Source organism: Microbacterium sp. bgisy207 (genome assembly GCF_057706855.1).
The window spans coordinates 35,783-54,998 of the sequence record NZ_JBYIPB010000013.1; the positions used below are offsets into that span (position 1 = coordinate 35,783).

At 66.5% G+C, this 19,216-nt stretch carries 19 protein-coding genes, 1 tRNA gene and 1 pseudogene; 16 read left to right on the top strand and 5 right to left on the bottom strand.

Annotated elements, in window-relative coordinates; genetic code table 11:
• Positions 1-169: 169 nt before the first annotated feature.
• Together AC3ENO_RS12425 and AC3ENO_RS12430 are read right to left on the bottom strand one after the other, a co-directional pair.
• Positions 170-694 (bottom strand): ferritin, encoded by a 525-nt coding sequence (locus tag AC3ENO_RS12425; protein WP_228177457.1) that lies wholly within the window; start codon positions 692-694, stop codon positions 170-172.
• Between the two features lie 50 nt (positions 695-744).
• On the bottom strand, positions 745-2,115 hold the full coding sequence (locus AC3ENO_RS12430) for an amidohydrolase (protein ID WP_434970932.1): 1,371 nt from the start codon (positions 2,113-2,115) through the stop codon (positions 745-747).
• A 156-nt stretch (positions 2,116-2,271) separates the two neighbouring features.
• Here AC3ENO_RS12430 and AC3ENO_RS12435 point away from each other — a divergent pair.
• The 4 genes and pseudogenes from AC3ENO_RS12435 to AC3ENO_RS12450 all read left to right on the top strand — a co-directional run bounded on the left by AC3ENO_RS12435 (position 2,272) and on the right by AC3ENO_RS12450 (position 4,805).
• A tRNA-Ser gene (locus AC3ENO_RS12435) sits at positions 2,272-2,362 on the top strand.
• Positions 2,363-2,430: 68 nt separating this feature from the next.
• Positions 2,431-2,730: an SDR family NAD(P)-dependent oxidoreductase gene (locus tag AC3ENO_RS12440; RefSeq protein WP_292726873.1), complete on the top strand. Its 300-nt coding sequence runs from the start codon at positions 2,431-2,433 to the stop codon at positions 2,728-2,730.
• A gap of 30 nt (positions 2,731-2,760) precedes the next feature.
• Positions 2,761-3,177, top strand: a pseudogene (locus tag AC3ENO_RS12445) (TSUP family transporter); the annotation flags it as partial.
• A gap of 107 nt (positions 3,178-3,284) precedes the next feature.
• Positions 3,285-4,805 carry a CoA-acylating methylmalonate-semialdehyde dehydrogenase gene (locus AC3ENO_RS12450; RefSeq protein WP_434970933.1) on the top strand — a complete coding sequence of 507 codons (1,521 nt, stop codon included), beginning with the start codon at positions 3,285-3,287 and terminating at the stop codon, positions 4,803-4,805.
• 14 nt (positions 4,806-4,819) lie between these two features.
• Here AC3ENO_RS12450 and AC3ENO_RS12455 read toward each other — a convergent pair whose 3' ends face one another.
• Positions 4,820-6,376 (bottom strand): PucR family transcriptional regulator, encoded by a 1,557-nt coding sequence (locus AC3ENO_RS12455; RefSeq protein WP_434970934.1) that lies wholly within the window; start codon positions 6,374-6,376, stop codon positions 4,820-4,822.
• A 43-nt stretch (positions 6,377-6,419) separates the two neighbouring features.
• Here AC3ENO_RS12455 and AC3ENO_RS12460 point away from each other — a divergent pair, with 43 nt between their 5' ends.
• The 10 genes from AC3ENO_RS12460 to AC3ENO_RS12505 all read left to right on the top strand — a co-directional run bounded on the left by AC3ENO_RS12460 (position 6,420) and on the right by AC3ENO_RS12505 (position 15,766).
• The gene (locus AC3ENO_RS12460) at positions 6,420-7,733 is read left to right on the top strand and encodes an aspartate aminotransferase family protein (protein ID WP_292726870.1); all 1,314 of its coding nucleotides are present in this window, start codon (positions 6,420-6,422) and stop codon (positions 7,731-7,733) included.
• Between the two features lie 10 nt (positions 7,734-7,743).
• Positions 7,744-8,121: a cupin domain-containing protein gene (locus AC3ENO_RS12465; protein WP_434970935.1), complete on the top strand. Its 378-nt coding sequence runs from the start codon at positions 7,744-7,746 to the stop codon at positions 8,119-8,121.
• Positions 8,122-8,173: 52 nt separating this feature from the next.
• Positions 8,174-9,601 (top strand): NAD(P)/FAD-dependent oxidoreductase, encoded by a 1,428-nt coding sequence (locus AC3ENO_RS12470; RefSeq protein WP_292732592.1) that lies wholly within the window; start codon positions 8,174-8,176, stop codon positions 9,599-9,601.
• A 210-nt stretch (positions 9,602-9,811) separates the two neighbouring features.
• The gene (locus AC3ENO_RS12475; protein WP_292726867.1) at positions 9,812-9,976 is read left to right on the top strand and encodes a hypothetical protein; all 165 of its coding nucleotides are present in this window, start codon (positions 9,812-9,814) and stop codon (positions 9,974-9,976) included.
• A 177-nt stretch (positions 9,977-10,153) separates the two neighbouring features.
• A complete protein-coding gene (locus AC3ENO_RS12480; protein ID WP_434970936.1) occupies positions 10,154-10,984 on the top strand; it encodes an ABC transporter permease in 831 nt (276 codons plus the stop codon).
• Positions 10,981-11,805: an ABC transporter permease gene (locus tag AC3ENO_RS12485; RefSeq protein ID WP_292726865.1), complete on the top strand. Its 825-nt coding sequence runs from the start codon at positions 10,981-10,983 to the stop codon at positions 11,803-11,805. Before AC3ENO_RS12480 ends, AC3ENO_RS12485 begins: the two co-directional genes overlap by 4 nt.
• Positions 11,798-12,598 (top strand): ABC transporter ATP-binding protein, encoded by an 801-nt coding sequence (locus AC3ENO_RS12490; RefSeq protein ID WP_434970937.1) that lies wholly within the window; start codon positions 11,798-11,800, stop codon positions 12,596-12,598. Before AC3ENO_RS12485 ends, AC3ENO_RS12490 begins: the two co-directional genes overlap by 8 nt.
• The gene (locus tag AC3ENO_RS12495) at positions 12,595-13,446 is read left to right on the top strand and encodes a PaaX family transcriptional regulator (protein ID WP_434970938.1); all 852 of its coding nucleotides are present in this window, start codon (positions 12,595-12,597) and stop codon (positions 13,444-13,446) included. Before AC3ENO_RS12490 ends, AC3ENO_RS12495 begins: the two co-directional genes overlap by 4 nt.
• Positions 13,447-13,703: 257 nt before the next feature.
• Positions 13,704-14,201 carry an MFS transporter gene (locus AC3ENO_RS12500; protein WP_434970939.1) on the top strand — a complete coding sequence of 166 codons (498 nt, stop codon included), beginning with the start codon at positions 13,704-13,706 and terminating at the stop codon, positions 14,199-14,201.
• Complete coding sequence (locus AC3ENO_RS12505; protein ID WP_434970940.1) at positions 14,198-15,766, top strand: GMC oxidoreductase; 1,569 nt, start codon at positions 14,198-14,200, stop codon at positions 15,764-15,766. Before AC3ENO_RS12500 ends, AC3ENO_RS12505 begins: the two co-directional genes overlap by 4 nt.
• Before the next feature lie 20 nt (positions 15,767-15,786).
• Here the strand turns inward: AC3ENO_RS12505 and AC3ENO_RS12510 are convergent, their stop codons facing one another.
• Positions 15,787-16,551: an SDR family NAD(P)-dependent oxidoreductase gene (locus tag AC3ENO_RS12510; RefSeq protein WP_434970941.1), complete on the bottom strand. Its 765-nt coding sequence runs from the start codon at positions 16,549-16,551 to the stop codon at positions 15,787-15,789.
• A gap of 66 nt (positions 16,552-16,617) precedes the next feature.
• Positions 16,618-17,268: an NADPH-dependent F420 reductase gene (locus AC3ENO_RS12515; protein WP_434970942.1), complete on the bottom strand. Its 651-nt coding sequence runs from the start codon at positions 17,266-17,268 to the stop codon at positions 16,618-16,620.
• 91 nt (positions 17,269-17,359) lie between these two features.
• Here AC3ENO_RS12515 and AC3ENO_RS12520 point away from each other — a divergent pair, with 91 nt between their 5' ends.
• On the top strand, positions 17,360-17,953 hold the full coding sequence (locus AC3ENO_RS12520) for a TetR/AcrR family transcriptional regulator (protein ID WP_434970943.1): 594 nt from the start codon (positions 17,360-17,362) through the stop codon (positions 17,951-17,953).
• A gap of 13 nt (positions 17,954-17,966) precedes the next feature.
• Entirely contained in the window at positions 17,967-19,196 is a 1,230-nt protein-coding gene (locus AC3ENO_RS12525; protein WP_434970944.1) for a low temperature requirement protein A, read from the top strand.
• Positions 19,197-19,216: the final 20 nt, after the last annotated feature.

Genomic DNA, 19,216 nt, shown 5'->3' on the forward strand with positions numbered 1-19,216 from the left:
CCGTCACGCTACGCGCTTCGCGCGGCGGTGGGGTCGCTCAGATCAGCCCGCGATCCGATCAGCCCGCGCTCGCCGAGCCCACACCTCGCGCGTCGAACCCACACCTTTTCGCGGCCGGATCCTGTGGGCTCAAGGCCGAAGGTGTGGGTTCGGCGGATGGAAGGTCGGGCTAGAGCGCGCCGCCGGCAGCGGGCGGGGCGTCGGCTTCGGTCGAGTCGCCGTTCGGCATGTCGCGAGCGACGAAGTTCTCGATGTCGAAGAGGTTCGTGGTGCGCTCCGCGATGTTGAGGAGCGTGGTCATCGACGCGACCTCCTCGACCTGCTCCTTCAGGAACCACAGCATCGCCTGCTCGCCCAGTCCGTCGCTCTCGGCGCGGGCCGCGGCGAAGAGCGCCTCGATCTGTGACGAAACGCGCTTCTCCTGCTCGAGTGCCAGGCGGATCGGCTCGGCGTGGTCGGCAAAGTCGGTGCGCACAGCCGGAACGCCGGGGATGGTCACGCCCATGTCGCGGTCGAGGCGGTACTGGATGAGCATCATCGCGTGGTTGCGCTCTTCGACGGACTGGCGGTAGAAGTGGCGCGCGAGCTGCGGCAGGTCGTGGTCGTCGTACCAAACGGCGATGGCGATGTACTGCTGGCTGGCGGCGAACTCGTGGCCGATCTGCTCTGACAGCAGCTGGTCGAACGTGGTCATGACACTCCGATCGGGTCGCGAAACTCTCCCTCCCATCCTGGCAGAGTGCGCTACTGCGAGAACAGTCCGGCGGGGTCGCCGACCGAAGCGAGGTACGCCGCGCGACGCGCGAACAGTGCGGGGACGCGGTCGCGGACCTCCGCGATGAGTTCGCCGAGATCGGCGGTGGTGAGGATGCCGTCAGCGACGACAGTGCGACCGGCGACGACCACCCGATCGACGTCGCTGCCGCGGACGGCGTGCACGAGGTTGTGGTGGATATTGGCGTGCGATCCGGCCGGCAACAGGGGAGTCATCCGTGGTGTATCGGTCCGCACCGCGATCAGATCGGCCTGCTTGCCGGGTTCGAGGGAGCCGAGCCGGTCCCCCTGACCGATGGCCCGCGCCCCGCCGATCGTGGCCATTTCGAGGACCTGCCACGAATCCATGGCTGCGGCATCCATCTTTCGCAGTTTGCCGAGCAGGGAGGCGACTTTCATCTCCTCGAACATGTCGAGGTTGTTGTTCTCTTTCTCGCCATCGGTGCCGATGGCGACGTTCACCCCGGCCTCGAGCATCTCGGCGATCGGCGCGATGCCGCTGGCGAGCTTCATGTTGCTGACGGGGTTGTGGGAGACGCCGACTCCGCGCTCAGCGACCAGCTCGATCTCGTCGGCGTCCAGCCAGACGGCGTGAGCGATCATGGCGCTGGGCGTGTCGAAGAAGCCCATGCGCTCGAGGGCATGCATCGGTCGCAGGCCGGTGCGCTCGGCGAAGATCCGCACATCCAACTCGGACTCGCTGCAGTGGGTGTAGATGCCGGCTCCATAGTCGCGGGCCATCGCGACGGCGCGGGCGCGGCCGGCGTCGTCGGCGTAGAACGGATGCTCCAGCCCGACCCAGGGCATGATGCGCCCACCGCCGGCGCCCGTCCAATCGCGCAGCATCCGCTCGTTGTCGTCGAGGGTGTCGAAGTAGTCGAAATCCGGGTGCTCGCCGACATAGTTGACGGTCACGAGCCGGTTGCCGAGTTCGACCGCGGCGCTCGCAGCCCGGTCCATGTAGCGCCACATATCCACGACCGTCGTCGTGCCCGAAAGCAGACCCTCGGCGTAGCAAAGCCACGCGGCAGCCGCGGCGTCGTCCGGCTCAAGCACCCGGTGCATCGGATCGATGTGCACGCGCAGCCACTCGTACACCGGCAGGTGCTCGGCGGTGCCGCGCAAGAGACCTGAATGGTGGTGGCCGTTGATCAGGCCCGGCATCAGCACCCGGTCGGCGAGGTGCGTGTGCGCGGCATCCGGATGCAGCTGCAGCAGTTTCTCGCGAACCCCGACGCTGACGATGGCGTCGCCGTCAATCGCCACGCCCGCATCTGTGAGGACGCTGCGAGAGGCATCCATCGGAACGAGGATGTCGGCGGTGAGGAGGTGCACGCTCATGGCTTCCGTTCTGGCGCCGCAACCGATAGCGACGCTCGCTGCCCGCGACGCTATCGCCGGTTCATGTCGGCGCGGTTTCGACGGGGTGTACCGCGTGCCGGATGCCGCCGCGACCAGGATTTCTGCGGGGCCGCGGCGTGTCGTAAGCTGGACGACGGTGACGTGTCCGAGCGGCCGAAGGTGCAACTCTCGAAAAGTTGTGTAGGGTAACCCCCTACCGTGGGTTCAAATCCCACCGTCACCGCCATGCGCAAGGCCTCGATATCCGCAGAGTCACGCGGGAATCGGGGCCTTCGCCATTCGCCAATCGGCACGGTGACGGGCGCGCCCGAGACCGTCGACAGATACGGCCGCCTCGACGTGCTGGTGAACAACGCGGCAGCGCCGCAGGGCGATGATCGGGCAGACATCGAAGAGGTGCCGGTGTCGACATTCGACCGGGTCGTTGCCATCAACCTTCGCGGGACATACCTCATGTGTCTAGCTGCGGTCCCCGTGATGCGTCGACAGCGCTATGGGCGGATCATCAACATTGAGTCGATGGCCGGCGTCGAAGGCGGGGCTCCCGCTGACTCCGCGCCGGAGACGAAGGGCGTGACCGTCAGCACGATGTGAGGATCAGGTGGACGGTGTCGGCGAGACGCCCTGCTGGTGGTTATCGCGTTCACGCTCTGGCGGCGTAGATCCCGCGCGGATGCCGACGCGGTTCCGGGCACGGTGGCGGCGGGTTTCTACGGGGTGATGGGCGGATTCACGACGATGGTCGCCAACGCCGCTGGACCCGTGATGTCGATGTACTTCCTCGCCGCTCGGCTTCCGGTTCACGTGTTTCTCGGCACTGCGGCGTGGTTTTTCGCGGCCGTGAATGTCGCGAAGGTTCCGTTCTCGATCGGCCTCGGGCTCATCACACCGCAAGGCCTGCTGATCGATCTGATCCTCGTGCCCGCGGTCGTCCTCGGTGCGCTCGTGGGCCGCCAGATCGCATCCGCCATCAGCCAACGCGTGTTCGAGTACCTGGTGATCGCCCTCACGATCATCGGAGCCGTATACCTGCTCATCTGATGCATAGTCATGGACGGGGAACATGCCGTGCCGGTGTGGCATCCGCGTCGAACACGCGTGCCAGATTGTCGATCGGTTTGTCCTGGCAGGTGACCTAACCTGACGACATGGCTGAACTCGACCTCCCGACCATCCCGCACTGGATCGACGGCGCACCGACGGCGTCTAAATCCGGGCGCACGGCACGAGTCTTCAACCCCGCCACCGGCGTGGTCGCGGCTAACGTCGCGCTGGCCGACCAGACGGAAACTGACGCTGCCATTGCATCAGCGCGACGTGGCTTCGAAGAATGGTCGACGTGGTCGGTCGCCAAGCGGCAGGGCGTGCTCTTCGCCTTCCGTGAATTGCTCAACGCGCGAAAGCCGGAGCTGGCGGCGATCATCACCGCCGAGCACGGCAAAGTGCTCTCCGACGCGATGGGCGAAATCCTTCGCGGCCAGGAAGTCGTGGAACTTGCCACCGGCTTCCCGCACCTGATCAAGGGCGCCTACTCAGAGAACGCTTCCAGCGGAATCGACGTCTACTCCCTCAAGCAGCCGCTGGGCGTCGTGGGCATCATCAGCCCCTTCAACTTCCCCGCGATGGTCCCGCTGTGGTTCGCCCCCGTCGCCATCGCAGCGGGCAACGCCGTCGTCCTCAAGCCCAGCGAGAAGGATCCGTCGGCCGCGCTCTGGCTCGCAGGGTTGTGGAAGGAAGCGGGCCTGCCCGATGGCGCGTTCACCGTCCTGCAGGGTGACAAGCTCGCTGTCGACGGGCTCCTGAACTCGCCGGTGGTCGAGTCGATCAGCTTCGTCGGCTCGACGCCGATCGCGCAGTACATCTACGAGACCGCCGCCCGCAACGGCAAGCGCGTTCAAGCGCTGGGTGGCGCCAAGAACCACATGCTCGTACTGCCGGATGCCGATCTCAACCTCGTCGCCGACCAGGCTGTCAACGCCGGCTACGGCGCCGCGGGCGAGCGGTGCATGGCCATCAGCGTGGTCCTCGCGGTAGAGCCGGTCGCCGATGAGCTCATCGCGAAGATCTCGGATCGCATCGCGAAGCTCACCGTCGGCAACGGAGCGCAGACCGGAGACGCCGAACCCGACATGGGGCCGCTCATCAGCGACCAGCACCGCCAGAAGGTGGCTGGGTACGTCGACATCGCCGAGGCTGATGGCGCGACGATCGTCGTTGACGGCCGCTCGCTGGTCGTCGACGGTCACGAGGACGGGTTCTTCTTCGGACCGACCCTCATCGATGGCCTTCCCACCACCAGCCGCGCCTACACGGAAGAGATCTTCGGTCCCGTCCTGTCGATCGTGCGGGTCGAGAGCTTCGATGAGGGAGTCGCGCTGATCAACTCGGGCGAGTTCGGAAACGGGACCGCCATCTTCACGAACGACGGTGGCGCCGCCCGGCGATTCCAGAGCGAAGTCCAGGTCGGCATGATCGGCATCAACGTGCCGATCCCCGTGCCGGTCGCGTACCACTCGTTCGGCGGATGGAAGAAGTCGCTGTTCGGTGATGCCAAGGCTTACGGCGTTCACGGGTTCGACTTCTTCACGCGCGAGAAGGCGGTCACCGCGCGCTGGCTCGACCCCGCAACACACGGTGGGATCAACCTCGGCTTCCCGCAGAACACCTGAGGACGCGTCGGCGCTCAGCGTTCGGCGGAGGAGAGTTCCATCGCCGCCCACAGTTGAGCGCGACCATCGAAGGTCGACAGATCCAGGCCGAGGAGTTCGCCCAGTTCATCGATGCGGGCGCGCAGAGTGTGTCGGTGGATGTCGAGGCTGCGGGCAGCTGGGTCCCATGCGGTGTTGGCGGCGAACCACGCGGTAGCGGCGGCCAGCAGACGTTCACGGTGCGCTGGAGCCAGCTGATCCAGCGGCGCGAGCATCCGGCGGGCGACGAGCGGACCGCCGTTGTTTCGCAGCATGCCGATCATGCCGTTCTCGGCGATCGCCGAGAACTCGATGACCCCGGGCTCGCTCGACTGTCGGGCGGCATGGGACGCCTCGGCCAGCGCGCGGCCGAGCTCGTCCCATCGATGGAGCTCGGCGAACCCTGCGGCCGTGTCGTGCTTTCGCAGCAGATCGGCCACCCCCGCGAGCCCATCGCGAGCGACCATGATCAGCAGATCCTCCTCACGTTCGGCGAAGAACAGTGCACCCGGCTCGGCCGTCGCGGCAAGCTCGAGCTCGTCGAGAAGCGACTGACTACCGGTGAAACCGATCACCTGACCGGCCAGAAGGGGCGGTGCCGGCATCCGTCCCCACAGCGCCGTCGCGGAGCGCGCAGCTTCGTCAGTGCGGCCAGCCAGGAGCAGCTCGATGACTCCGGTACGCACGCGCAGGCGCGCATCCGAGACGGCGCGCTGTTGCTCCAGCGCGATGCTTGCCAGGGCGATGACCGACTCGACGAGATCGCTGTGGGCGGAGTCCAGTGGGGTGTCAGCCCCGACGGCGAGCACGCCGCCCAGGCGCCCGCTTTGGCCAATCGTCTGCAGCGTCGCGGCGAGGGGCTCGGTGATGCGAACGCTCGCCGGCTTCGACTTGCGAAGCAGCATCCGAGACTGCTCTTGGACCGCGGAGTCCACGGATGCCGGAACCTCCGCGATTCCAGGGAGGCTGAGCGGTCTTCCTGCGGCGTCGAAGAGCGCGACCCACGTGCCGAGCCGCGATGAGAGGGTCCGCAGGATCGCCCGGAGCCCGTCTTGGCGCACAGCTGCCCTCGCCAGTGCTCGCTGCGACTCCAGCGTCCACGACAGCCTCGCGCTCCGGTCGGCGGCTTCGGCATCCGCGACGTGTCGGATGATGCCGATGAACGGCGTCGTGCCGGGCACCTCGATGAGCGGGATCTCGTGGCGCTCGCAGGCCGCCGCGAGTTCGGCGGGCACCGCCGCATGGATGACGTCAATCGCAAATCCCAAGCCCGCCACTCCGCGCTGCTGGAGCCGGAAGCAGTAAGCCTCGGGAGAGGTCGAGCCCGGTCCGGTGAATTGCCCGCCGTCGGTCAGGAGGAGCTGCCCGGGTTCGAGCCACGGAGTGGGGTCGGGCAGGTCCGAGTTGTGGACCCAGGAAATGGCGCGGTCGAGGTGATCAGCATCGAGATCACCCACGGCGCGCAGGCCGAACGCTCGAACTGCCAGAAGGGAGCGCAGCGTGGTCGGAATCGTCGTGCCAATCTGTCGATCGAAGAGTGTGCGGTACGACAATTGTGAACTATGCGAGCTGGTTCGGCGGAGCACACTAGGGGGCATGGCTCTCACTCCTGACGACACGAACGCGAGCATCAGCGAGCGCGACCGATCGAGCGTCTTCCACTCCTGGTCCGCGCAGCGCTCCCTTGCTCCTCTGCCGCTTGCCGGTGGTAGCGGGAGCGAGGTCTGGGACGTCGATGGTCGCCGCTACCTCGACTTCTCGAGCCAGCTCGTCAACGTGAACATCGGCCACCAGCATCCGCGGGTCGTCGAGGCCATCCAGAAGCAGGCAGCGCAACTCACGACAGTCGCACCGGCTCACGCGAACGCCACTCGTGCGCGCGCCGCCGAGTTGATCCTGGAGCGTGCACCGGAGGGCTTCACCAAGGTGTTCTTCACCAACGGTGGGGCCGACGCCAACGAGAACGCGATCCGCATGGCACGGCTGGTCACCGGGCGCGACAAGGTCATCTCGACATACCGCTCGTACCACGGCAACACGGGCGCGGCGATCGTGGCCACCGGCGACTGGCGTCGGATCCCCAACGAGTTCTCGCGCGGCCACGTGCACATCTTCGGGCCCTACCTCTATCGGACGGAGTTCTGGGCGACCACTCCCGAACAGGAGAGCGAGCGAGCACTACGGCACCTCGAACGAACCATCCAGGCCGAGGGCTCCGACTCCGTTGCCGCGATTCTGCTTGAGACGATCCCCGGAACCGCCGGCGTGCTCGTTCCGCCGCCCGGATACCTCGCCGGAGTCCGCGAGATCGCCGACCACTACGGCATCGTCTTCATCCTCGATGAGGTGATGGCAGGCTTCGCGCGCGCCGGCGAGTGGTTCGCGTTCGACGCTTTCGACGTGACGCCCGACCTCATCACGTTCGCGAAGGGCGTGAACTCCGGCTACGTGCCGCTGGGTGGAGTGGTCATCTCGGATGAGATCGCGCGCACGTTCGATGACCGGGTCTTCCCCGGCGGCCTCACGTATTCCGGTCATCCGCTTGCTGCCGCCTCAGCCGTCGCGACGATCGAGGCGATGGCCGACGAGAACATCGTGGAACACGCGGCCCGCATGGGCACCGACATCTTGGGCCCGCGCCTGCGCGAGATCGCCGAGCGTCATGCCGTGGTGGGCGAGGTGCGGGGGCGCGGCGTCTTCTGGGCCGTTGAACTCGTTGCCGACCGGCAGACGCGCGAACCCCTCGGGGCCGAGCGCATGGCGGCGCTCAAGAAGGACCTTCTCGACCAGGGCCTCCTCGGGTTCTTCGCCGAGAACCGCCTCCACGTCGTGCCACCGGCTGTCGTCACCGAATCGGAACTGGACCGAGGCCTCACGATCATCGACGCGGCGCTAGGTCGCCTCGGCTGAGGATGCCGCGATGACCACCCTCGAACCCTTCCAGCCGCTCGTTGTGGCGGATCTGGGCGTCGCGGGCACTCCAGTTTCCGACGATCTTCGACTCGAGGGAGAGCCCAGCACGGGCTTCGTCGATGTTGCAGGGGTCGGTGGCACCACGGTCGGGATTTGGGAGATGACTGCCGGCTCGATGCGGGACATCGAGGCTGACGAGGTGTTCGTCGTCGTTTCGGGCGAGGCGACCGTGGAACTCATCGAGGAGCACGGGCGGGTCGACCGGACGATCGAGCTGCGCGCCGGGTCTCTGTGTCGACTCGAGTCAGGAATGCGGACGCGGTGGCACGTGCCCACGGTCCTTCGAAAGGTCTACATCGTGCCAGATCTCGAACCGGAACCATGACCCGCCTCGCGACTGCGGGTGGGACCCAGACCACCAACGAAAGAGGATGCCCATGAGCGCGACCACCGCATACGGCCATGAGATCCGCACTGACCTCGGCACCATCCGCGGCGCGTTGGCGGAGGCATCCACCACCCCGTTTTGGCTCGACGATCCTGACCGTCCCGCCCCACGCGGTGCAGTCTCTGGCCGGGTGTCCACCGATCTGCTCGTGGTGGGCGGGGGGTTCGCCGGGCTCTGGACAGCACTGATCGCCAAAGAGCGTGACCCGAAGCGGCGCGTCGTCCTGGTCGAGGGAAACCGTATCGGCTGGGCCGCGAGTGGTCGAAACGGCGGCTTCTGCGAAGCGAGCCTCACTCACGGATGGGAGAACGGGGAGCTGCATTTCGCTGACGAGATGCCGGTGCTGAACCGCCTCGCTGACGAGAACTTCGCTGGGATCCGCGCAGCGATCCAGCGCTACGGGATCGACGCCGAATGGGAGGAGACCGGTGTCCTGACGGTGGCCACCGAGCCGCACCAGATCGGCTGGCTCCGGGAAGCTGCCGATCGCTCCCCGAGCGAGACGTTCCTGGAGGGCGAGAGCCTTCGTGAGAAGGGGAACTCCCCGCTCTACCGCGCGGGACTGTTCGGAACGGATGGCGTCGCCTATGTGAACCCCGCCAAGCTCGCGTGGGGGCTCGCGGCGGCTGCCGAAGATCACGGTGTCGAGATCTACGAGCGGACGCGGGTGACTCGCCTTCGCCCCGATGGCGTAGGCATGGTCGCCGAAACCGCACAGGGCGAGATTCGTGCGAACCGGGTGGCCCTTGCCACCAACGTCTTCTCGTCATTGCTGCCCGAACTGCGGCTGTTCACGGTGCCGATCTACGACTACGTGCTCATGACGGAGCCGCTGAGCGCCGACCAGCTCGCCGCGATCGGCTGGACCGAGCGTCACGGCATCACCGATTCGTCGCGGGAGTTCCACTACTACCGAAAATCGTCTGACAACCGGATTCTGTTCGGCGGGTATGACGCGGTCTACCACCGCGGCAGGCGCGTCAGAGCGGCGCAGGATCAACGCCCCGAGACCTTTGAGCGACTCGCTGATCACTTCTACGGCACGTTCCCGCAGCTGTCCGGCATCCGGTTCTCGCACAAGTGGGGTGGTGCGATCGACATGTCCACCCAGCTCGTCGCGTTCCACGGGTCGGCTCGCGGCGGGCGCGTCGCCTATAGCGCCGGGTACACGGGGCTCGGTGTCGGAGCAACGCGGTTCGGTGCAGAGGTCATGCTCGACCTGCTCGAGGGACGCGATACCGAGCGCACGAGGCTGAAGATGTCGCGCAAGCTCCCCATCCCGATTCCGCCCGAGCCGCTGGCCTACCCGCTGATCCAGATGATGCGCCGAGCCGTTGCCAAGTCGGACCGAAACGGCGGGAAAGACGGTCCGTTGCTGAAGCTTGCCGGACTGTTCGGCGTGGGCTTCGACTCCTGACGTCGGGCGGGGAGAAGCCCTCTCGGGGCGGACGGGGCGTCGCGAAAAAGTTCAACTGTTTTGTGACGGTCGTCGAAAAACTCTTGACAGACGGCACGTACCGTCGCACTATGGCTGCGACGGTACGACGCGGTGCCGCTGGCGTGAACCAGGGCCAGTACTGCACCGGTGGAACCGCTCTCACCCCTGTTCGCCAACGAGAGGCCTCCGATGAAGAAGAGTCTTGCAACACTCGGCGCGCTTGCCGCCGCAGCCCTGTTCCTTTCCGGATGCACCGACTCCGGTGCGGCCCCGGAACCGACCGAAACCATGACCGAGGGAACCGGGGAGCTGACCACGGTCCGCGTCGCCGCGCTCCCGATCGCCGAGACCTGAACGTCGCTGATCTCGAGGAGTTGGCCTCTCTTGCGGTCGGATACGGGGTCTTGGACGCTGAGCCGAACTTCGACACACTCATCCAGGAGCAGTAACGGATGGCGGAAGGGATGCCGCTCACCGGCGGCATCCCTTCCGCGTCCCCGCCCCCCTGTCTGAGCGACCCGAAGGAAAACCATGGCTACCGCCACCGCTCCGGCCCCGACCCGGAGGCGCCGTAGCGCGAACGCAGCGCGATCGGCCCGCAAGATCGGCCTCGGCCTCCTCGGCATCGTGGGAATGCTTGCCACCTGGCAACTCATCCCGACGCTGGGAATCGTCAGCCCGCAATACCTGCCCTATGCCACTGATACTCTCGCGAACCTGTTCGGCGAGATGCGCGACCTCGAGTTCTGGCGCAATGTCGGACGCACCCTGAGTCTGTGGGGTACCGGCCTTGCCATCGCCACCGTCGCCGCAATCGTGCTCGGAACGCTCGTCGGGCTCTCCCGCTTTCTTCGCAAGGCGACCCACACGACCGTGGAGTTCCTGCGCCCGATCCCATCGGTGGCGCTGATCCCGGTCGCGATCCTGATCTTCGGACTCCAGCCCCAGGCGGGGCTCGTGATCATCGTCTACGCGACGTTCTGGCAGGTCTTCGTGCAGGTGCTCTACGGCGTCGCCGACATCGACACGGTGGCCCGCGACACCGCGCGCAGCTATGGCCTGTCGAAGGTCTCGCAGTTCCGCAGCCTCATCTTTCCGACGTCGCTGCCCTACCTCATGACCGGGCTTCGACTCGGGGCGGCGGTCGCCCTCATCCTCACGATCACCGCGGAGCTGGTGATCGGCATCCCGGGTATCGGGAGCCAGATCACCAACGCGCTCACGGTCGGTGACTGGCTGACCGTCTATACCTACGTCCTGGTTGCGGGGCTTCTCGGCCTCATCGTCAACCTCGTCTTCCGGTTCATCGAGCGCCACGCGCTGTCGTGGCATCAGTCAGTGCGCGGGGAGGAAGTGCTGTGACCCTCTACACGACGACAGTCGTCACCCCGCCGCCCGCTCGCCGACGCTGGAAGGGCTTTCTGATCCAGGTCGGCTATGCCATCGGCTTTCCGATCGTCCTCATCGTCGCGTGGGCGATCTGGACGGGGATCTCGCCTCAGAAGTTCTTCCCACCGCCCCTGACGATCCTGGAAGCGTTCGTCGACACGTGGATCGGGCCGGCATTCTTCACCGACGTCATTCCGAGCCTGTATCGCCTCGCGCTCGGCATCATCCTCTCGATCGTCATCGGCATCGCCGCGGGAACACTCATCGGACTCGTCCGGTGGCTGCGGGAGCTTCTCGAGCCGACGCTCGAGTTCTTCCGCGCCATTCCCCCGCCGGTGATCATCGCGCCAGTTCTCATCATCTTCGGCATCGGGGATGACGCGCGAGTGATCATCATCGTCGCCGGCTCGATCTGGCCGATCCTGCTGAACACGATCGAGGGAGTGCGGGCCACCGATTCGGTGATGACAGAGACTGCTCAGTCGTTCGCCCTCACCCGATGGGAGCGGCTCCGGTATCTCGTCTTGCCGTCCGCGAGCCCGCGGATCATGGCTGGCGTGCGGCAGTCCCTGTCGGTGGCGCTGCTGCTGATGGTGATCTCCGAGCTGTTCAACAACGCGTCCGGGCTCGGATACAAGATCAAGTACTTCCAGACGAACTATCTGATCGCCGAGATGTGGAGCGGCGTGCTGTTGCTGGGTCTGATCGGCGTGCTGCTTGCCACTCTGTTCGGCCTGGTCGAGCGGCGGGTGCTGCGGTGGTATCACGGAATCAAGGAGGTGGAGCGTGCCTGACACGTTGCTCAAGGTCGAGAACCTGAAGAAGACGTACGAGTCATCGACCGGAATCGTCGAGGCTATCGGCGACATCAGCTTTGCGATGCACCAGGGCGAGCTGGTGTGCATCGTCGGACCGTCCGGTTGCGGGAAGACGACGCTGCTCAAGTGTGTCGCGGGTCTGCTGCGACCCACCGCCGGCGTCATCGAACTCGACGGGCAGCCAGTGACCGATCCGCCCGAGAACATGGCGCTGGTGTTCCAGGAGTATGGCCGCTCGCTGTATCCGTGGTTGACGGTGCGCGGCAACGTCGAACTCCCGCTGCGACACAAGAAGCTCTCCCGCGCCGAGCGGGATCGGCTCATCGACGATGCTTTGCACGCTGTAGGCCTCGACCATGCCGCGAAGAGCTACCCGTGGCAGCTCTCGGGCGGGATGCAGCAGCGGGTCGCGATTGCTCGCGCTGTCGCTTACCAACCCGAGGTGCTCATCATGGACGAGCCGTTCGCCGCGGTGGATGCCCAGACGCGCGCCGACCTCGAAGACCTGGTACGCACGCTTCATCGCGAGCGCGGGATGTCGATCCTGTTCGTGACGCACGACATCGACGAGTCGGTCTCCCTCGGCGAGCGGGTCGTCGTCCTGTCGAAGTCGCCCACCTGGGTGCAAGAGGATCTGCACATCGATCTTCCCGAGGACCGCGACCAGATCACCACCCGCGCGATGCCGCGCTTCACCGAGCTGCGCACACACGTGTACGAACAGATCCAGCGCGCGAAGCGCGGCGAGGCCGTGCGGGCGCAGGGATGAGTACCGCCGCTTCGCCGCTTCTCGGCAGTCGATCTCCTCGGGAGCTCGCGCTGGCACTGCTGGGCGAGTACGTGCTCGACGATCCGGACACCTGGGTGCGGGCTGGCCTGTTCATCGACGTGCTCGGGGGGGCCGGCATCCAGCCCCCGGCGACCCGCGCGGCGCTGGACCGTCTGGAGCAGAACGGCATCCTGCGTCGAGAGCGGCACGGGCGTGAAGTGTCGTTCGTCCTGACCACCGAGGGTGCGGCGATGCTCACCGAGGCAGGCGAGCGTGTGCGCAACCCGCAGCCGCTGCATGCTGATGGCGACGGTTGGACTCTCGCGACGTTCAGCGTTCCCGAGGGGCAACGGACGCTGCGCCATCGGCTGCGCTCCACGCTGACCTGGGAGGGATTCGCCCCGCTCCGCGACGGGCTGTGGATCGCACCGGGAGTGGTCGACCTGCAGCGAGTCCTTGCGAGTCTGCTCCCTGAACTTGGCACCGGCCTGGTCGCGTTTCACGCGCGCGAACTCGACGGCTTCCCGATCGCGGATGCCGTGAGAACAGCGTGGGACATCGACGCTATCCACGCCGCGCACGTGGGCTTCATCGATGCCTGGTCGGACTCCGCCGTCGCAGATGCGTCAACTGCACTCTCGATGCGGGTAATGCTCGTCGCGGACTGGCTCGCCCTCGTCCGCACCGACCCGGGGCTCCCGCGAAACCTGCTCGAGCCGGAATGGCCTGCTGATCGCTCGCTCAGGCTGTACCTGCGCCTCCGAGATGAGACCGCCGCTCCTGCTGCGCGGGAATTCGCCCGCCAGGCCCCGGCCGCAGGCGGGCTGGCCGAACCCGCTATCCGCTGACCCCGCAGCCAGGAGGCGCGCCAGATCAGGCGGAACCGCCCCGTGCGGGGGGCTCATGACGCAACAGAGGGGGATCGATCCGAGATCCTTATACGCCTATCCGTCGTTCTTATGTAGAAAATATGCCTAAGGGGGTAGCGTAGGGCTGAGACGAATCCCTCAGCGACCCACCCCCCTCCAACCTGCTGACCGGGTGGCTGGCAAGTCGCACGGGTCGCTACCGCATCTTCCCCATTATCGGGACGATCCTCGGAGCCGTGGGGCTGGCGACAATGGCCGCGCTTCCGGTCGGGTTGCCCCTGTGGGTACCCATGGTCGTCATGGGAATCGTGGGGCTTGGAACCGGATCGTTCCAAAGTCTTGTCATCGCCATCGTCCAGGCCGAAGCTCCCGTCCGTGACACCGGCGCGGTGACAGCAACAGTGAACCTGGTCCGCCAGGTCGGTGCGACAGTTGCCACCGCGATCATCGGCGGGGTGATCGGTGTGGGAGTCGCCAGCCGACTGCCCGCCGAACTGGATCCCGCAAGTCTCACGCCGGCTCTCGTCCACGAGGCTCCGGCCGAGGTGCAGGCCACCGTCGCGGCGATCTATACCGATGTGCTGGCGCCGGTGTTCCTCGGACTTGCCGCTGTGTACGCTCTCGGGATCGTCGCAGCCATGCTTCTTCCACCCGGAACTCTGTCTGCTGCCCCCGTAGCCCCAGCAAACGAATCCGCGCCCGACGCGTCCCGAAGCTCGAAGGAGAGCGCATGAACAGCCCCACCGTCGCCATCGTCGGCTCCGGCCCGATCGGATGCGCGTATGCACGCATCATCGTCGAAGGGTTGCCCGACGCGCGAGTCGTCATGTTCGAGGCCGGCCCCCAGGTGACAGAACCTGCAGGAAGCAGCGTGCGCAACATCGCCGATCCGGCTGCGAAGGCGCGAGCTCGAGAGATGTCGCAAGGTCCGCAGGCCGGTTCGTTCCGCGAGTCTCTGGGCATCCCCGACGGCGTCGCCGTGGAGGGGATGTTCACCGCGCGGCAGGGAACCTTCCTTCTCGACTTCGGCGGCGAGGGGTCAGCCCATGCCGAGCAGTTCCCCGCCGCTGCAGCCTCCAACAACGTCGGCGGACAGGGCGCCCACTGGACCTGCGCGATACCGCGTCCGAGCTTCAGCGAGAAGCTCGACTTCATCGCCGACGACGAATGGGAAGATCTGATCTCCACAGCGGAGGGCCTGCTGCACCACCACGGCGACGCCTTCTCGGACTCGGCGATCGGTCGGGCGATCCGCATGATCCTCTCTGACGAGTTCGGTGGCGAACTGCCCGAAGGCTATGGCCCGAGCACCCTCCCTATCTCCGGCGACCCCCAGCCGGACGGATCGATGGTCTGGGGCGGTTCCGACATGGTGCTCGGTCCCCTGATCCAGGACGGCACGCCGGAGTCCGAGCGATTCGAGCTGCGTGATCTCAACCTCGTGCGCCGAATCGAGTACGACGGGGCGCGCGCTACGGGCGTCACCGTTGAGGACCTGCGCACGCGGGAGACCTCGTTCGTGCCCGCGGATGTCGTGGTGGTTGCCGCCGACGCGTTCCGCTCGCCGCAGTTGCTGTGGGCATCCGGCATCCGTCCCGCGGCGCTGGGCAGATACCTCACTGAACACCACGCCGTCATCTGCACCGTTGCGCTGGACGCGGAACGGATGGGAGGCCTGGTGTCGGAGGAAGAGTTCGAGGCGGAACTGGCCCGACGTGCCGTCAACGCCGCCGACCCGGTAGCAGCGGTCAACCGTATCCCCTTCTCCGAGCCCGAGCATCCGTATTCTCTTCAGGTCATGTATGCGGAGAACCCGCCTTTCGTTCTCGATCCCGACCACCCTGCGGCCGGGAACCGCTGGGGGTACGTGAACATGGGCTTCGGCGTGCGCAAGCACCCTCGTCCTCAGGATCGTGTCTTCTTCGACGACAGTGAGCTCGACTACCGCGGATTCCCGAACATGACGATTGAGTACGAACTCACTGAGCGGGAGAACGCGGAGATCGCTATCGTCACAGAGCGGCTCGGCCGGCTCGCCAACGCGATGGGAACCTTGGTCGCCGGTCCTCGGCTGCTGCCCAACGGCTCGAGCCTGCACTTCATGGGCACGATGCGCGCCGGTGTGGAAGATGACGGGACCAGCGTCGCCGATCCCTGGTCTCGGGTCTGGGGCTTCGAGAATCTCGTCGTCGGCGGCAACGCACTGATCCCCACGGCCAACACGATGAACCCGACGCTCACAAGCGTCGCGATCGCGGTCCGGGGAGCGCGGAAGATCGTCGACGAGCTCAGCGGCTGATTGTCGCTGACGCGCTCGCGCTATGGCCGCTCGAGCGCGTCAGCGATGAGTTTCGCTCCCCCGCTCGAGGTGAAAGCGCCATCCACGGTGATCTCGGTTCCCGAAACGTAGGACGCGGCATCCGAGAGCAGAAAGGCGACTGCCCCGGCAACCTCGTCTGGCGCGCCGACGCGCTCGAGCGGGGTCAGCGCGAGGTGCGCATCACGCATCGCGCTTGGGGCCGATGCTGTCATGGGGGTCTCGATGTAGCCGGGGTGCACGATGTTGACCCGGATGCCGCGGGGCCCGAGCTCAGTGGCTGCCACATGGGTGAGCCCGCGAAGTCCCCACTTGGAGACCGAATACGCGGCCGGGTAATGGCCCGTGAGCGCCGCCGCGGATCCGATGTTCACGATCGACGCCCCGGCAGCCATCAACGGCGCAAGGGCTTGGATGCCGAGCATCGCTCCGGTGAGGTTGACCGCCAGAACCCGGCCCCAGTCGGTGGGGTCGATGTTCCCGAGCCGGCTTCGATGGGTTACTCCGGCGTTGTTCACCAGACCGGCTACCGGTACGCCATCCGCGGCGAGCTCAGCTGCGAGACGTTCCCAGTGGTCAGCCCGCGACACATCGAGGTGTCGGTAGGTCACTGTCGGGGCCAGGTCTGCGGGCTGGTCCGCCGTGATATCCGTTCCGATCACCCGGATGCCGCCCGTGGCGAGCCGTGCCGCAATCGCGGACCCGAGCCCACTCGCCGCCCCGGTGACGATGACAGGACCGCCTGCCCCGGCTCGTTGTGCTTGCATGCTCCGACGCTAGTGCGGTCGGCGAGCGGCGCACCCCGGAATGAGTTATGCGCTGCATCACCGCGATCAGGTGCGCGGTGCCCAGCGCAGAGCCGACCACACGAGGTGTCCGTCGTATCCACCGGTGCGGACCAGTCGGATCCACAGCAGCGCGAGGTGTTCGAGGTCAAGTGCTGCCGCGAGCGGGCCGACGTCGAGCGGCTCCCACCCCAGGTCTTTCAGAACATGCGCAACGGCGTCCTTCGCTTCACCGTCGTCCCCGGCCAGCGGCATAAGGGGCTCGGCGGTGCCATTGGCCGGCACGCCCCCGAGGTTCTCTGCGCCGTAGAGGTTGAAGCACTTCACGACGCGTGCGCCGGGCGCACCGTCCGCGATCACCTGAGCGCCCGAGCGTGTTCCTACCGCGTGGCTGGAGGCTGGGCCGACCGGGTTCGTTGCATCGATGACCATGCGCCCGTCCAGCGTCGCTGCGTGATTCGCGACGAAGGCAGCGGCCACGGAGTAGGGCAGTGCCAGGATGACGAGGTCGGATGTCCGGATCGCGTCATCGGCGAAAGCGACAGACGCGCGCGCGAGTCGCGGATCGCTTTCTCGCGCCGCCGACGCGGAAGCGGGATCCTCGTCCTTCGCGACGAAGGTCACGTCGTGCCCCGCGGACAGGAGCGCCCCGGCAAGGGCGCAACCGACGTTGCCATATCCGACGATCGCGACTCTCACGGCATCCTCTCTGGCTCGCGGACTCGGAGGTCACGCTAGACCGATCGAAGCGCTATTGCAATACGTTACAGGCACGTAATAGTTTAGCGATGTGAACAGCAGCTCCATCGCACCCGGGCGCCCTCGCGACAGCACGATCGACGATGACGTGTTGGATGCCGCCCTCGTGGAGCTGGCGAAAAAGGGATACGGTGCCTTCTCGTTGACTGCGGTCGCCCAGGCGGCTGGCACCACGCGACCGGCGATCTATCGGCGATGGAAAGACAAGCCCTCGTTGATCGTGGATGCCGTCGCCCGGCTCGCTCAGGTGGATCCGCCAGCCGTGACTGAGGACCCGTACTCAGACCTCGTTGCTGAGCTGGAGCACTTCGCGCATTGCATCAGCGCCGCTGGGGCGCTGCCCCTGGCCGGCTTGATGCTCAGCGATGGGCTCGATCCGCACGTTCGCGCTTCCTACCTGGAGCTCATCGTTGGCCCCCGCAGAGAGCGCCTTCGTCGGATCTTCGCCGCGGGACGAGCGGCGGGTGACCTGACCGCTGACGCCGACGTCGAGATCGCCGCGAGCTTCTTGACGGGGTCCTGGTACTCGTTCCACGTCGCCGGACGCGCGATCCCCGCGGACTGGGCGCGCCGGGTCGCTGACCTGGTGTGGCGGTCATGCGCCGTCGGCAGTCTCACGGGATGACGAAAGGTTGTTCATGAGTGGTTCTCCCTCACCATCGCACTCCGAGCCGCGGAGCCGCGGACTGCGTGTCGCAGTTCGGTCTGCGGGAGGCGATGCAGGTCGGGTCACGACGTTCGAGTTGTTCTTCGACTTGGTCTATGTCTTCGCGTTCACGCAGGTCTCGGCCTTCATGGTCGAGGGCCACAACGCCCAGGCGCTCCTGCAGGGACTGGTCGTCCTCGGGCTGCTCTGGTGGACGTGGGTGGGGTTCGCGTGGGTGGCCAATCGCGCACCCGCGGATCAGACTGTGATGATCGTCGGGATGTCGGTGGCGATGGCCGCGGTGTTCGTGATCGCTCTGGCGATCCCCGAGTCCTTCGCCGCGACGGAGGGTTCACCGACGGCGGCGCTCGTGCTTGCGCTGGCCTACACCCTGGTGCGTCTCGTGCACGTCGCGCTCTATGCGCTGAGCGCCGGCGAAGACGCGGCGCTGCGGCGACAGATCATCGTGTTCCTCGGGGGTGCGATGATTCCGTCGGTTGTGGCCCTCGTGATCGGAGCGGTGATCGGAGGGCAGGCTCAACTGTGGATCTGGCTCGGTGCCCTCGTCTACGACCTGCTGGTCACTCGACTCTCTTCGCGCTCGGGCGGCGGGTGGGGACTGCACAGCCCGTCGCATTGGGCTGAACGGCACGGCCTGGTCGTCATCCTCGCGCTTGGTGAGTCCATCGTTGCGATCGGCGTCGCGGTCGCGCGTGAGCCGATCTCGGCATCCGTGGTCATCGGTTCTGTTCTTGCGCTGCTGTTGTCGATACTGCTCTGGTGGACCTACTTCACGCGATTTGCGCCATGGGGTGAGAGTGAACTCGAGCGCAGATCCGAGGGGCGCCAGGTGGTCATGGCGCGGGACGTTTACTCGTACGGGCATGCGGCGATCGTTGCTGGTGTGATCATCACAGCCCTGGGGGTCGAAGAGGCGATGGCGCACGTCGCGGACAGCGAACCGTTCGGGTGGTTTGGCGCGATCGCGCTGATGGCCGGGACCGCCTGTGTCGTGGCCACCGTCGCGCTCTCCGCATGGGTCAGCGCCGCCCCGCACGCGGGAGCCGTCGCTATTCCGGCGGTTGTGTTCGTCGCCTTGATCCCGGTCGTGCAGGCAGTGGCTCCGCTTCCCGCACTGGCTATCGCCGCCAGTGCGCTCGCCGTGACGTCCGCCGTTGTCGCCCTCGCGCGGCGGCCTCAGGCGTCTCGGCACAGGGACTGACATGCCGCACCCACCAGTCT

What these genes read in the sequence shown, in the direction of transcription:
- AC3ENO_RS12425 (WP_228177457.1), bottom strand. Translation starts at nt 694, where the DNA reads ATGACCACGTTCGACCAGCTGCTGTCAGAGCAGATCGGCCACGAGTTC.
- AC3ENO_RS12465 (WP_434970935.1), top strand. Translation starts at nt 7,744, where the DNA reads ATGACCACCCTCGAACCCTTCCAGCCGCTCGTTGTGGCGGATCTGGGC.
- AC3ENO_RS12475 (WP_292726867.1), top strand. Translation starts at nt 9,812, where the DNA reads ATGAAGAAGAGTCTTGCAACACTCGGCGCGCTTGCCGCCGCAGCCCTG.
- AC3ENO_RS12450 (WP_434970933.1), top strand. Translation starts at nt 3,285, where the DNA reads ATGGCTGAACTCGACCTCCCGACCATCCCGCACTGGATCGACGGCGCA.
- AC3ENO_RS12470 (WP_292732592.1), top strand. Translation starts at nt 8,174, where the DNA reads ATGAGCGCGACCACCGCATACGGCCATGAGATCCGCACTGACCTCGGC.
- AC3ENO_RS12430 (WP_434970932.1), bottom strand. Translation starts at nt 2,115, where the DNA reads ATGAGCGTGCACCTCCTCACCGCCGACATCCTCGTTCCGATGGATGCC.
- AC3ENO_RS12480 (WP_434970936.1), top strand. Translation starts at nt 10,154, where the DNA reads ATGGCTACCGCCACCGCTCCGGCCCCGACCCGGAGGCGCCGTAGCGCG.
- AC3ENO_RS12510 (WP_434970941.1), bottom strand. Translation starts at nt 16,551, where the DNA reads ATGCAAGCACAACGAGCCGGGGCAGGCGGTCCTGTCATCGTCACCGGG.
- AC3ENO_RS12505 (WP_434970940.1), top strand. Translation starts at nt 14,198, where the DNA reads ATGAACAGCCCCACCGTCGCCATCGTCGGCTCCGGCCCGATCGGATGC.
- AC3ENO_RS12525 (WP_434970944.1), top strand. Translation starts at nt 17,967, where the DNA reads ATGAGTGGTTCTCCCTCACCATCGCACTCCGAGCCGCGGAGCCGCGGA.
- AC3ENO_RS12460 (WP_292726870.1), top strand. Translation starts at nt 6,420, where the DNA reads ATGGCTCTCACTCCTGACGACACGAACGCGAGCATCAGCGAGCGCGAC.
- AC3ENO_RS12495 (WP_434970938.1), top strand. Translation starts at nt 12,595, where the DNA reads ATGAGTACCGCCGCTTCGCCGCTTCTCGGCAGTCGATCTCCTCGGGAG.